Source organism: Streptomyces sp. NPDC044921 (genome assembly GCF_056432865.1).
Window position 1 is genome coordinate 156,110 of record NZ_JBWKIF010000016.1, and the last position, 12,094, is coordinate 168,203.

Consider the following 12,094-nt stretch of genomic DNA (forward strand, 5'->3'; position numbering starts at 1 on the left):
CGTCACGCGTCCCAGAGCGCCCCGAGGGTCAGCAGGTCGGTGCGGTACTCGACACGGTCGGCCCACTCCCGCGGCCAGGCTTCCGCGCCCCGGTGCGCGCCGGCGAAGGCGCCGGTGAGGCAGGCGATCGAGTCCGAGTCGCCCGCCGTGCAGGCGGCCCGGCGCAGGGCCGTGACCGGCTCGTCGACGAACAGCAGGAAGCACAGCAGCCCGGTCGCCAGGGCCTCTTCGGCGATCCAGCCCTCGCCGGTGGCCAGGCACGGGTCGGTCTCCGGTGACACGGTCCGTACGGCGTGCTGGAGCCGGTCGAGTATCGCCAGGCACTCGTCCCAGCCGCGTGCGATGAACTGCTCGGGGCCGCCGTCCTGGGCCCGCCGCCACAGGTCGCCCAGCCAGCGCTCGTGGTGGCGGCTGCGGTTCTCCAGGGCGTAGGAGCGCAGCAGCCCGACCAGCCCGGTCGGCTCGGCGCCCTGCGCGAGCAGGCGTACGGCGTGCGCGGTGAGGTCGGAGGCGGCCAGGGCAGTCGGGTGTCCGTGGGTGAGGGCGGATTGCAACTGGGCGGCGCCCGCGCGCTGTTCGTCGCTCAGTCCGGGCACCAGACCCAGGGGCGCGACGCGCATGTTGGCGCCGCAGCCCTTGGAGTCGATCCGGCTCGCGTCCTGCCAGGGGCGGGAGGCGTCCTTCAGCAGCGAGCAGGCCTTCAGGCACGTGCGGCCGGGGGCCCGGTCGTTCTGCGGCGACTGGTACCAGTCGACGAACTCCTCGCGCAGGGTCGAGGCCAGCCGCGAGGGTGTCAGCAACCCCCGGTCCATGGCCGTGCGCACCGCCCGGCCGACCGCCAGGGTCATCTGCGTGTCGTCCGAGACGCAGGCGCGCCGGGGCAGCGGCAGCTCGCGCCACGGACCGTGCTTGGCGAGGATCGTCGGCACGTCGTCGAACTCGGTCGGATACCCCAGCGCGTCACCCAGGGCGAGGCCCGTGAGCGCTCCGGTGGCGGCTTGCTTGTGGACGAGGGTGGTCATGCGGGGCGTCCTTCCCGGGTCGGCCGGAGGAGGGGCGGGTGCAGGGTGGTGGCGGTTCCGGCGCGGTACAGCGCGGCGGGTTTGCCCCGGCCGCCGGTCAGCCGCGCGGCGCCGGGTACGGGTTCGACGAAGCCGGGTGTGGCGAGGACCTTGCGCCGGAAGTTGGGCCGGTCGAGCGGGGTGCCCCACACGCTCTCGTAGACCTGCTGGAGCTCGCCGAGGGTGAACTCGGGCGGGCAGAAGGCGGTGGCGAGGCAGGTGTACTCCAGCTTGGCGCCGACGCGTTCGTGGGCGTCGGTCAGGATGCGGTCGTGGTCGAAGGCGAGCGGCCCCGCCGTGCCGTACGGCACCCAGTCGGCCCGTGCGGCGTCGCTGCCGCCGTGCGCCTCGGGCGCGTCGGGCAGCAGCGCGGCGAAGGCGACGGACACGACCCGCATCCGGGGGTCGCGGCCGGGGTCGCTGTACGTCCGCACCTGTTCCAGGTGCAGTCCCGAGACGTCCGTGAGGCCCGTCTCCTCGGCGAGTTCACGCCGGGCGGCCGTCTCCGCCGACTCGTCCGGCTGCACGAACCCGCCGGGCAGGGCCCTGCGCCCGGCGTACGGCTCCTGCCCGCGCTCGACGAGCAGCACGTGCAGGGCGCCGCCCCGGAGGGTGAACACGGCGAGGTCGACGGTGACGGCGAAGGGTTCGTGGGCGTACTTGTCGTAGCCGTCCATGACGAACACCCCCTTTAATAGTCAGCACGACTATAAAGGGGGTGCCGGTCGCTCACAAGGCCTAGAGGTCGACCTCCTGCATCAGCATCCCGACCTCCGTGTTGGACAACCGCCGCAGCCAGCCCGACTTCTGGTCGCCCAGCGTGATCGGCCCGAAGGCGACCCGCACCAGCTTGTCGACCGGGAAGCCGGCCTCGGCCAGCATGCGGCGCACGATGTGCTTGCGGCCCTCGTGGAGGGTGACCTCGACGAGGTAGTTCTTGCCGGTCTGCTCGACGACCCGGAAGTGGTCCGCGCGGGCGTAGCCGTCCTCCAGCTGGATGCCGTCCTTGAGCTTCTTGCCCAGGTCGCGCGGGATGGGGCCGACGATGTGCGCGAGGTAGGTCTTCTTCACGCCGTACTTCGGGTGGGTCAGCCGGTGCGCCAGCTCGCCGTGGTTGGTGAGCAGGATGACGCCCTCGGTCTCGGTGTCGAGCCGGCCGACGTGGAACAGGCGGGTCTCGCGGTTGGTGACGTAGTCCCCGAGGCACTGCCGGCCCTCCGGGTCCTCCATCGTGGACACGACACCGGCGGGCTTGTTCAGCGCGAAGAACTGGTAGCGCTGGGTGGCGACGGTCAGCCCGTCGACCTTGATCTCGTCCTTCTCGGGATCGACCCGCTTGCCCTGCTCCAGCACGATCTCGCCGTTCACCTCGACCCTGGCCTGGTCGATCAGCTCCTCGCAGGCGCGCCGGGATCCGAAGCCCGCCCGGGCGAGGACCTTCTGCAGCCGTTCGCCCTCCTGCTCGGCGCCGGGGAAGGTCTTGGGGAGCTTGACCTCCTTCTTGCCGGCGTACCGGTCGCGGTTGCGCTCCTCGATCTGCGCCTCGTACTCACGGGGGCGCGCCGGGGCCGTACGCCCCTGCCGCTGGGGCTGCTTGGGCCCGCCCTTGACGCCGCCCCGGGCGGCTCCTCCGCGCCCGGCCTTGGGGCCGTCCTTGGTCGCCCCGGGGCCCACGTCGTAGCGGCGCTCCTCGGGGCGGGGCTTGCGGGGGCGGCCCTGCCCCTGCTTCTGGTCCCTGTTGTTGCCGGCGCCGCGGTGATTACCGCGCCCGCCGCTCTTGCCGCTGCCGCTGCTTCGCATCAAAGTTCCGTCTGGTCGTCTTCGTCGTCGGTTCCCGGGCTCACCGGGCGGCCCGGCGCGTCGTCGTCGGGCGCGTCCGGATCGAACGACGGTACGCCCTCCTGGGTCTCGGCCTCGATCGCCTCCGCCTCCGGGAGGAAGGGCGCGAGCTCCGGGAGCTCGTCCAGACCGCGCAGGCCCATCCGCTCCAGGAAGTAGTTCGTCGTCCTGTACAGGATCGCACCTGTTTCGGGTTCCGTGCCCGCCTCCTCTATCAGACCGCGCTGCAGGAGGGTGCGCATGACGCCGTCGCAGTTCACTCCGCGCACGGCGGATACGCGGCTGCGGCTGACCGGCTGGCGGTAGGCGACGACGGCCAGGGTCTCCAGCGCGGCCTGGGTGAGACGGGCCTGCTGGCCGTCCAGCACGAAGCGCTCGACGGCGGGCGCGTAGGCGGCCCGGGTGTAGAACCGCCAGCCGTTCGCGACGAACCGCAGCTCGAAGCCGCGGCCCTGGACGGTGTACTCGTCGGCCAGCTCGCGCAGCGCGTCGGCGATCTGGCGCCGGGGCCGCTCAAGGATCTTCGCGAGGTGCTCCTCGGTCGCGGGTTCGTCCACGACCATGAGCACGGCCTCCAGGGCGGGCTTGAGGTCGAGGCCGGCGACGTCGCGCAGCCCGGCCGGGGTCTCGGTGGCTTGTCGGCTCACGCCTGCTTCTCCTCCTTCGACGGCTCGGGCGGCCGGTCGAACTCGTCGGTCACGGTCGGTGTCTCGTCCCCGTCCCCGCCGGTCCACCGCACCAGCAGGTCCCCGAGCGCGGCCTCCTGCTCCAGCGCCACGGCCTTCTCGCGGTACAGCTCCAGCAGGGCCAGGAAGCGCGCGACGACGGTGAGGGTGTCGTCGGTGTCCGCCACGAGCGTGCGGAAGTCGGCCTCGCCGAGCTCCCGCAGCCGGGCCACCACGATCCGCGCCTGCTCCTGGACACTGACCAGCGGGGCGTGGATGTGGTCGACGTACACCTGGGGCTTGGGCTTCGGCTGCATCGCCTTCACGGCGAGCTTGGCGAACCCTTCCGCCCCGATGCTGATGACGACCTCCGGCAGCAGCTCGGCGTGGTGCGGCTCCAGTCCCACGGTGCGCGGGTAGCGCCGGGCCTCGTCGTCGAGCCGCCCGCTGAAGACGTCGGCGACCTGCTTGTACGCGCGGTACTGCAGCAGCCTCGCGAAGAGCAGGTCCCGCGCCTCCAGCAGCGCGAGGTCGGCCTCGTCCTCCACCTCGGCGGCGGGCAGCAGCCGGGCCGCCTTCAGGTCGAGCAGTGTGGCCGCGACGACCAGGAACTCCGTCGTCTCGTCCAGGTCCCAGTCCGGTCCGAGGGCCCGGATGTACGCCATGAACTCGTCGGTCACCTTGGACAGCGCGACCTCGGTGACGTCCAGCTTGTGCCGGGAGATCAGCTGCAGCAGCAGGTCGAAGGGCCCCTCGAAGTTGGCGAGCCGGACCTTGAAGACCCCGTCGACGTCACCGTCGGCCCCTCCGGCGCCCCCCGGCTCGGTCCGGGCCCGCGGAACCCGCGCCCCGGTCGCCGCACCGTCCGCGGCGGACACCGGCACGGGACCGACGCCCCCGGTGCCCGACTCGGGGCCGGAACTCTCGGTGCCGTCTCCCGGGTACGACGCGAGGCTCTCACCGCCGACTCCCGCCCCCCGGGCGAGACTCTCGCCGTCGGCTCCCGACTCCGGAGCAGAGGGCTCGGGGGCGGCTCCCGACCCGCGAGCAGGGCTCGCGCCATCGGCACCCGGCTCCCGGGCGAGGCTCTCGTCGTCGACACCCGGCTCCCGGGCGAGGCTCTCGTCGTCGACACCCGGCTCCCGGGCGAGGCTCTCGTCGTCGACACCCGCCCACTGGACGGGGTTCTCGCCGTCGACTCCCGGCTCCGGGGCAGCGGGCTCGCCATCGGCACCCGATCCCCGAACGAAGCTCTCCCCACCGACACCCGCCCACCGGACGGCGTTCTCGCCGTCGACTCCCTGCACCGACACGGGCGCCCCTGCGCGGGCCCCCGACTCCGGGGCAGGCGTCTCGCCATCGGCTCCCGCCCCCCGAGCGAAGCTCTCGACGTCGACTCCCGGCTCCGACCCGCGCACCCCTGCGCGGGCCCCCGACTCCCAGGCAGGCGTCTCGCCATCGGCTCCCGGCTCCGGCACGGGCCTCTCAAGACCGCCTCCCGGCCCCGGGGCGGGGACAGCCCCGGCTCCCGGCCGGAGGCCCGTGCTCTCGGGGCCGGGGGCCGTGCCGGTGCTGGCTCCGGGGGCGGAGGGGTGCGCCTCGCGCGGGGCCTCGGTGGCGACGGACTCGGCGGCGGGGGCGGCCGGCCCGGCCGCAGCCACCGGCCCCGGGGCGGGGTGCTCACGCCCCGGTCGACGGGCTGCCACGTCGGACGCGTGGTGCGCCTCCGAGGACACGCCCTCGCGGCCCGCCTCCGGAGAGGCGGGTCCGGACGCACGATCCGGGTGGGGCGTCGCGGGCGCCGTCCCCGGCGCGGCCGGGGTCTGGCGCGCCACGGCTACGGGCCGCTCCTCGGCCGGGACGGCCGACACGCCGGTGCCGACGGCCCCTGCCCCGGCCAGGGCCCCGGCAGACGGCGCCCCCGGCTCGTCGGTGTCCTCACGCGGTCCACCGGGGCGGACCAGGCCCGCAGGCCCTTCCGGTTCGGCGACCGGGGCCCCGGGCCCCGGCGCCACCGTCTCCTGCCCGGCGAGCCGCTCGGCGGGCCCGGTCGGCTCGACCCGCGGTGCCCCCGGCCCCCTGCCCAGCGCACGCCGGCGGCCGGCCGGGCCGCCGGGGGGTGGTGGGGAGGCGTTCGAGGTCATGGCCTCCGCAGGCTACCGCTACCGCCCGCGCAGTCGTCGTACGAGGATGCTGGCGTCCCCGCGGGTCTCCAGGTCGGCGAGGACCACGGCGACCGCCTCGCGGACGATGCGCCCGCGGTCGACGGCCAGGCCGTGCTCGCCGCGGAGCACCAGACGGGCGTGCTCCAGGTCCATGAGCTCCTCGGCCGACACGTACACCGTGATCTTCTCGTCGTGCCGTTCACGGCCGCTGGGACGGCGCGCCGCGGCCCGCCCGCGCTTGCGGGGTGCCGCCGCGGCGGCACCCGCGGCGGCAGAACCTTCCTGCGCCGCCGGCCGGCGGCCGGAGCCGGAGCGGCTGCGGGACTCCCCGGCCTCGGCCGGATCCGCGTCCGCCGCGACGTGCTCGGCGCCCTCGCCGTCTCCGCCCTGCGCGGGCACCGACTGCGGCGCGTCCTCCGCGGCCGCTGCCGCCGCGTCGCCCTCGGCCGCCGGAGCGGGCACCCGGGCGTCGCCGTTGGCCTGGCGCCTGGGCGTGGACGACTGCAGTCCCATTCCCCCTGTCGTACGGAAGAGTTCGTCGGCCCCCGGCAGACTCACTCGGCGTGACACCGGGCGAGCACCTCCCTGGCGAGCTGGCGGTAGGCGGCGGCACCGACGGAGTTGGAGGCGTACGTGGTGATCGGCTCACCGGCGACCGTGGTCTCCGGGAAGCGGACCGTGCGCCCGATGACCGTGTGGTAGACGTGGTCGTCGAACGCCTCGACGACACGCGCGAGCACCTCACGGCTGTGCACCGTGCGCGAGTCGTACATCGTGGCGAGGATCCCGTCGAGCTCCAGGTCGGGGTTGAGCCGCTCCTGGACCTTCTCGATGGTCTCGGTCAGCAGGGCCACGCCTCGCAGGGCGAAGAACTCGCACTCCAGTGGCACTATCACCTTGTGCGCGGCCGTCAGGGCGTTGACCGTGAGCAGGCCGAGCGAGGGCTGGCAGTCGATGACGATGAAGTCGTAGTCGTCCAGCAGCGGCTTCAGGGCGCGCTGCAGCGTCGACTCGCGGGCGACCTCGGAGACGAGCTGGACCTCGGCCGCCGACAGGTCGATGTTGCTGGGCAGCAGGTCCATGTTGGGGACCGCCGTCTTCAGCAGCACCTCGTCGGCCGCCATCCCCCGCTCCATGAGCAGGTTGTAGACGGTGAGGTCGAGTTCCATCGGGTTGACGCCGAGTCCGACCGACAGCGCGCCCTGCGGGTCGAAGTCCACGAGCAGGACACGGCGTCCGTACTCCGCGAGCGCGGCACCCAGGTTGATGGTCGACGTGGTCTTGCCGACGCCGCCCTTCTGGTTGCACATCGCGATGATCTTCGCGGGTCCGTGGTCGGTCAGCGGGCCCGGGATCGGGAAGTACGGCAGCGGGCGCCCGGTCGGGCCGACGCGCTCCCGGCGCTGTCTGGCCGCGTCGGGCGCGAGAGTCGCCGCGTACTCGGGATCGGGCTCGTACTCCGCGTCGGGGTCGTAGAAGTGCCCCTCGGGCAGTTCGTCGTAGTCGGCGAAGTGGTTGTGGGGCGCGCCACTTCCGTCGCCGGCCATGGCGTTCACGTGATGGCCATCCATCTTCTGGTGTGCTGTGTGAGTCGCCTGCTGACTCTGGTGGGCTGCGAAGGTGCGCACAGCGACGGAGCCGACAGCCTCGAACCCCGCGGGACCCTGGCCCCGTGCAGGCATTCCTGGTTGACCACCCCCGGGAGTAAATGTCGACTCATTCACAAGTCGTCTTACCTCCTTGGTGACCAGGAAACTTCTAGACAGGTCAGCGTGGCACCATGCCGACGGTTGGCGACTCTATGGCGTGTCGGGCGTCCGCAGCAACACAATCCGCCGGACCCGGCCCGATGTGTCGGCAATGAAACATCCCGCTGTCAAGGGCGTACGGCCGTCGCACGGCAGGTTTCACCGGTGTGCGAATCGGTTGAAGGGTTACGTTCGAGGCGAGTTGCCCGGGAATCGCGAAGTGACCATACACACATCCGGCCGGACCTTGTCGGGCAAGGTCCGGCCGGGTGCGCGGCGTTGACGACGCGTGTTGACGTATCGCCTTTGCCGGTTGGTGACTTAGCCGACTTACCGGCCGTCGTGTGCGGGTCGGTGACTCAGCCGAGCAGCGAGGACAGCTCCACGTGCTCCACGCCGTGCGCCTCCGCGACCTCGCGGTAGACGACCTTGCCGTCGTGCGTGTTGAGGCCCTTGGCGAGGGCGGGGTCGCGGCGCAGCGCGTCCACCCAGCCGTGGTTGGCCAGTTCGACGATGTAGGGAAGCGTGGCGTTGGTCAGCGCGTAGGTGGAGGTGTTGGGCACCGCGCCGGGCATGTTGGCGACGCAGTAGAAGACCGACTCGTGGACCTGGAAGGTCGGCTCGGCGTGGGTGGTCGGGCGGGAGTCCTCGAAGCAGCCGCCCTGGTCGATCGCGATGTCGACAAGGACACTTCCGGGCTTCATGCGCGAGACCAGCTCGTTGGTGACCAGCTTCGGGGCCTTGGCGCCGGGGATCAGCACCGCGCCGATGACCAGGTCGGCCTCCAGGCAGGCCTTCTCCAGCTCGAAGGCGTTCGAGACGACGGTCTGGATCTTCGTGCCGAAGATCTTGTCGGCCTCGCGGAGCTTGTTGATGTCCTTGTCGAGCAGGGTCACATGGAAGCCCATGCCGATGGCGATCTGCGCGGCGTTCCAGCCGGAGACGCCACCGCCGATGACGACGGCCCGGCCGGCCAGCACGCCGGGGACACCGCCGGGCAGGACGCCGCGGCCGCCGTTGGCGCGCATCAGGTGGTAGGCGCCGACCTGCGGGGCCAGCCGGCCCGCCACCTCGGACATCGGGGCGAGCAGCGGCAGCGCGCGGCTGGGCAGCTCGACCGTCTCGTAGGCGATGGCCGTGGTGCCGGACTCCAGCAGGGCGTCCGTGCACTCCTTGGAGGCGGCCAGGTGCAGGTAGGTGAAGAGCGTCTGGTCCTTGCGGAGGCGGTGGTACTCCTCGGCGACGGGCTCCTTGACCTTCAGCAGCAGGTCGGCGGCGGCCCACACCTCGTCGGCGGTGTCCAGGATCCGCGCACCGGCGGCGACGTACTCCTCGTTCGTGATCGAGGAGCCGACACCGGCGTCGCGCTCGATGACGACCTGGTGGCCGTGGCGCACCAGCTCGTGCACGCCGGCGGGGGTGATGGCCACCCGGAACTCGTTGTTCTTGACCTCGCGGGGGATGCCGACCTTCACGTCGATCACGGTCCTTGGCTCAGAGGGTATGGGGGGTATTTCTTAGACATACCCGGGCACGCGCGGGCACACCGGGAGAGACCGCAGGAGAACGTGCGGCAGAGCCAGTCTAATGAAGGCGTTCCCGCTGTCTAGCCTTTCATTGCATCAATCTTCAGTGGATGCGGTACGGATTTCGCAGGCGTCGGGTTCGGTTTGCAGGTTAGCGTCGCCGAGGATCCGCTCGGCGGCGCCCCGGTGCAGCCCGGCCGAGGCGGGATCGCCGAGGTGTTCGAGGGTGTCGGCGACCCGCAGGTGCAGCGCGGCCTGCAGCCGGGTGTCCTCCGCGCGCCGGGCCCACTCCACGGCCTCACGGCAGGTGCGCAGCGACTCCTCGGGCCGGCCCGCGTACTCCTGGACCCGCGCCAGCTCGCTCAACGCCCGCGCCTGGGCGGCCACGTCACCGTTCTTGCGGTGCCCGGTGATCGCCGAGCGCCAGTTGCGCAGGGCCTCGCCGTAGCGGCCGGCGAAGGTGTGGGCGGCGGCGATGCGCCCGTACAGCCGGGCGGCGTCGGCGCGCTCGCCCCGGGCGAGCCGCTCGGTCAGGGCCCGGCCGAACCAGTCGGCGGCCCGGTCGAAGTCGCCGAGCTCCAGATGCGCGCCCCCTACGGATTCCATCGCGCGGCCGGTGGCGTAGGTGTCGTTCACCTCGCGTCCGGCGTCCAGGGCGGCCCGGTAGCGCGCCAGGGCGTCGGCCGTGCGGCCGGTGCGGGCGTCGATGTCGCCGAGGTTCAGCAGGGCGGCGGCCCGCTCCCGGGGGAGGTCGCGGCGCTCGGCGATGTCGAGGACCAGGCTGTGGATCACGTACAGGTCGGGTGCGGCCGCCCGGGTCCCGACATGCGCCACCATGGCCCTGACCAGCTGGGACATCAGCCGCCGCGCCAGGGTGTCCAGCTCCCCGTCGGCGACCGCCAGCCGGGCCGCGGCGAGCAGCGCGGGCCGCGTCACGCACAGCCACTCGGCGGCCGCCCGCGGGGTGGGGAAGCGCAGGGCCCGGGGCATGTCGAGGAGCATCTGGCGCGCTTTGGCGCTGTCGGTCTCGGTGATCGCCCGGCAGGCCTGGAGCAGCCGCACGGTCCGCTCCAGCATGCGGGCGCGGGCCAGCTGCAGTTCGGCCGGGCGCTCGTGGTGCCGGGCGAGGAGGCGGAGCTGTTCGTGGAGGCAGCCGGGCACCTCGTACTGCGGCAGCGGGGAGTCGACCGCGTGCAGGAAACCGAGGGTGACGAGGTCGTCGAGGGTGGTGCGGGCGGTGCCGACCGAGCAGCCCACGAGCGCGGAGGCGACCTGCGGGTCGACCAGGCCGGCCGGGGCGAGGGCGAGCAGGCGCAGCATCCGGGCGGCGGTGGCGGGCAGAGCGGCGTACGCGAGCCGGAAGACCCGGGTCAGGGCGGTTCCCTCGGGTTCCTCGGCGCGCAGTTGCTTGGCCAGGTCGGAGACGGCCGCCTTGGGACGCGCCGCGAGCCAGCCGCCCGCCAGCACCAGCGCGGCGGGCTGCCCCTGGCACTCCTCGGCGAGGCCCTCGGCGGCCCTGGGGTCGACGGTGATGCGGACCGAGCCGGTGTGCCGGGCCAGCAGCTCGACCCCGGACTTGGCGTCCAGGCCGCCCAGGGTGCAGGGGCGGACGTCCGAGATGCCGGTGAGCGGCCCCTGTGAGACGGCGACGACCAGGCACTCGGGCGTGTCCGGCAGCAGCGCGTCGACCTGTTCGGCGTCGGCGGCGTCGTCCAGCAGGAGCAGGACGCGGCGCTCGGCCAGGGCGGTGCGCAGGGCGTCGGTGAGGTCGTCCTCGCAGGCGCCGGCCGGGGCCTGTTCGTCCAGGGCGGCGAGCAGGTCGCGGGCCGCGCGCTCGACGGGTACGGGGGTGCCGTCGGGGTCGGTGAGGCGGGCGCGGAGCACCCCGTCCGGGTAGCGGTCGGCGACCTGCCGCACCAGTTCCCCGGCGAGTGCGGTGCGGCCCGAGCCGGGGCGGCCGGCGATGAGCAGTACGCGCGCGCGGGGCGCCTTGCGGCCGGCGAGGGTGTCCAGTCCGGCGCGCTCGATGTCGGCGCGCAGCTCCTTCAACTCCCTTGTGCGGCCCAGGAACTGGTGCTCCGCGACAGCGCGCCCGGTCAGCCGCACGTCGCCTGTCTCCACGACCTGATCCGTCACGGGCCACACTCCCGTCCCACCGCACCTGCGAGCCCGCCGGGACTCCGGTGCGGGCGTGCTCAGAGCCTAGTTCACGCTCTGCAACGTTCCCGGAGGAGCGGGGCGGGTACATCCCCCGATCGGATCAGCAGATCGTAGGACTGACGGCGTCAGGCATGCGTCCAAAAGGGGCGCGGGGAACTGCGCGACCGGCCACCACGGCGCCGCACCGCCCCGACGACCGCGACACCCCCTCCCCCCGCGGAGCGGCTACGCCTCGAAGGGACGCGCCGGCCAGGGCGCCTGGGCCGGGCGCAGCGCGTCCAGGCCGTCCCCGGCGCGCGCGGCGACCAGCGACAGGACGCCCACCACGAGGCAGTTGTTGTGCAGGTCGCCGGCCAGCACGCCCCGGACCAGGTCCGCGACCGGCACCCGGTCGAGCTCCATGTCGGCCTCCTCCTCGGCGACCGCGAAGCGCTCGCCCTCGGCCTCGGACAGGTCGCGCGCGAGGAAGATCCGCACGGCCTCGTCGCAGCCGCCGGGGGTGGTGTAGACGTCGGTCAGCACCCGCCAGTCCTCGGCCTTGACGTGCGCCTCCTCGTACAGCTCGCGCTGCGCGGCGTGCAGCGGGTTCTCACCGGGGACGTCGAGCAGTCCGGCCGGGATCTCCCACAGCTTGTGGCGCACGGGGTGGCGGTACTGGCGCAGGACCAGGACGCGGTCGGCCTCGTCCAGGGCCAGGACGGCCACGGAGCCGGGGTGGACCTGGTAGTCACGGCCGACCACGGTGCCGTCGGGCATGACCACCTCGTCGGTCCGGACGGAGGTCTTGTTGCCCATGAAGGGCGTGTCCGTCGCCCGGATCTCCCACTCCTCCGGGATGTCCTTGATCGTCATGCCTGTCCTTCCACGTACCCAACACGACCTGCCGGAAAGAAACCGGGGTGCACACCCTTTGAAGGGATGCACCCCGGC

At 73.1% G+C, this 12,094-nt stretch carries 10 protein-coding genes; all 10 read right to left on the reverse strand.

Translation table 11 applies throughout. The features are described from left to right. Positions 1-2: 2 nt before the first annotated feature. The 10 genes from AC07DA_RS24850 to AC07DA_RS24895 all read right to left on the reverse strand — a co-directional run bounded on the left by AC07DA_RS24850 (position 3) and on the right by AC07DA_RS24895 (position 12,016). Positions 3-1,022, reverse strand: a complete 1,020-nt coding sequence (locus AC07DA_RS24850; protein WP_479130401.1) for an ADP-ribosylglycohydrolase family protein — start codon at positions 1,020-1,022, stop codon at positions 3-5. After that, the gene (locus AC07DA_RS24855) at positions 1,019-1,738 is read right to left on the reverse strand and encodes an NUDIX hydrolase (RefSeq protein ID WP_479130402.1); all 720 of its coding nucleotides are present in this window, start codon (positions 1,736-1,738) and stop codon (positions 1,019-1,021) included. Before AC07DA_RS24855 ends, AC07DA_RS24850 begins: the two co-directional genes overlap by 4 nt. A 61-nt stretch (positions 1,739-1,799) precedes the next feature. Continuing rightward, a complete protein-coding gene (locus AC07DA_RS24860) occupies positions 1,800-2,861 on the reverse strand; it encodes a pseudouridine synthase (RefSeq protein ID WP_479130403.1) in 1,062 nt (353 codons plus the stop codon). After that, positions 2,861-3,547 carry an SMC-Scp complex subunit ScpB gene (gene scpB / locus AC07DA_RS24865; RefSeq protein ID WP_479130404.1) on the reverse strand — a complete coding sequence of 229 codons (687 nt, stop codon included), beginning with the start codon at positions 3,545-3,547 and terminating at the stop codon, positions 2,861-2,863. Before scpB ends, AC07DA_RS24860 begins: the two co-directional genes overlap by 1 nt. Further along, positions 3,544-4,878 carry a segregation and condensation protein A gene (locus tag AC07DA_RS24870; protein WP_479130405.1) on the reverse strand — a complete coding sequence of 445 codons (1,335 nt, stop codon included), beginning with the start codon at positions 4,876-4,878 and terminating at the stop codon, positions 3,544-3,546. The genes scpB and AC07DA_RS24870 overlap by 4 nt, the downstream gene beginning before the upstream one ends. 849 nt (positions 4,879-5,727) lie before the next feature. Beyond that, a complete protein-coding gene (locus AC07DA_RS24875) occupies positions 5,728-6,300 on the reverse strand; it encodes a hypothetical protein (protein ID WP_479130406.1) in 573 nt (190 codons plus the stop codon). Next, positions 6,285-7,412 carry a ParA family protein gene (locus AC07DA_RS24880; protein WP_451112824.1) on the reverse strand — a complete coding sequence of 376 codons (1,128 nt, stop codon included), beginning with the start codon at positions 7,410-7,412 and terminating at the stop codon, positions 6,285-6,287. The genes AC07DA_RS24875 and AC07DA_RS24880 overlap by 16 nt, the downstream gene beginning before the upstream one ends. Positions 7,413-7,837: 425 nt before the next feature. Next, positions 7,838-8,962 carry an alanine dehydrogenase gene (gene ald, locus AC07DA_RS24885; protein WP_479130407.1) on the reverse strand — a complete coding sequence of 375 codons (1,125 nt, stop codon included), beginning with the start codon at positions 8,960-8,962 and terminating at the stop codon, positions 7,838-7,840. 138 nt (positions 8,963-9,100) lie between these two features. After that, complete coding sequence (locus AC07DA_RS24890) at positions 9,101-11,140, reverse strand: tetratricopeptide repeat protein (protein ID WP_479130408.1); 2,040 nt, start codon at positions 11,138-11,140, stop codon at positions 9,101-9,103. Positions 11,141-11,389: 249 nt separating this feature from the next. Then, a complete protein-coding gene (locus AC07DA_RS24895) occupies positions 11,390-12,016 on the reverse strand; it encodes an NUDIX domain-containing protein (RefSeq protein ID WP_479130409.1) in 627 nt (208 codons plus the stop codon). Between the last annotated feature and the right edge of the window lie 78 nt (positions 12,017-12,094).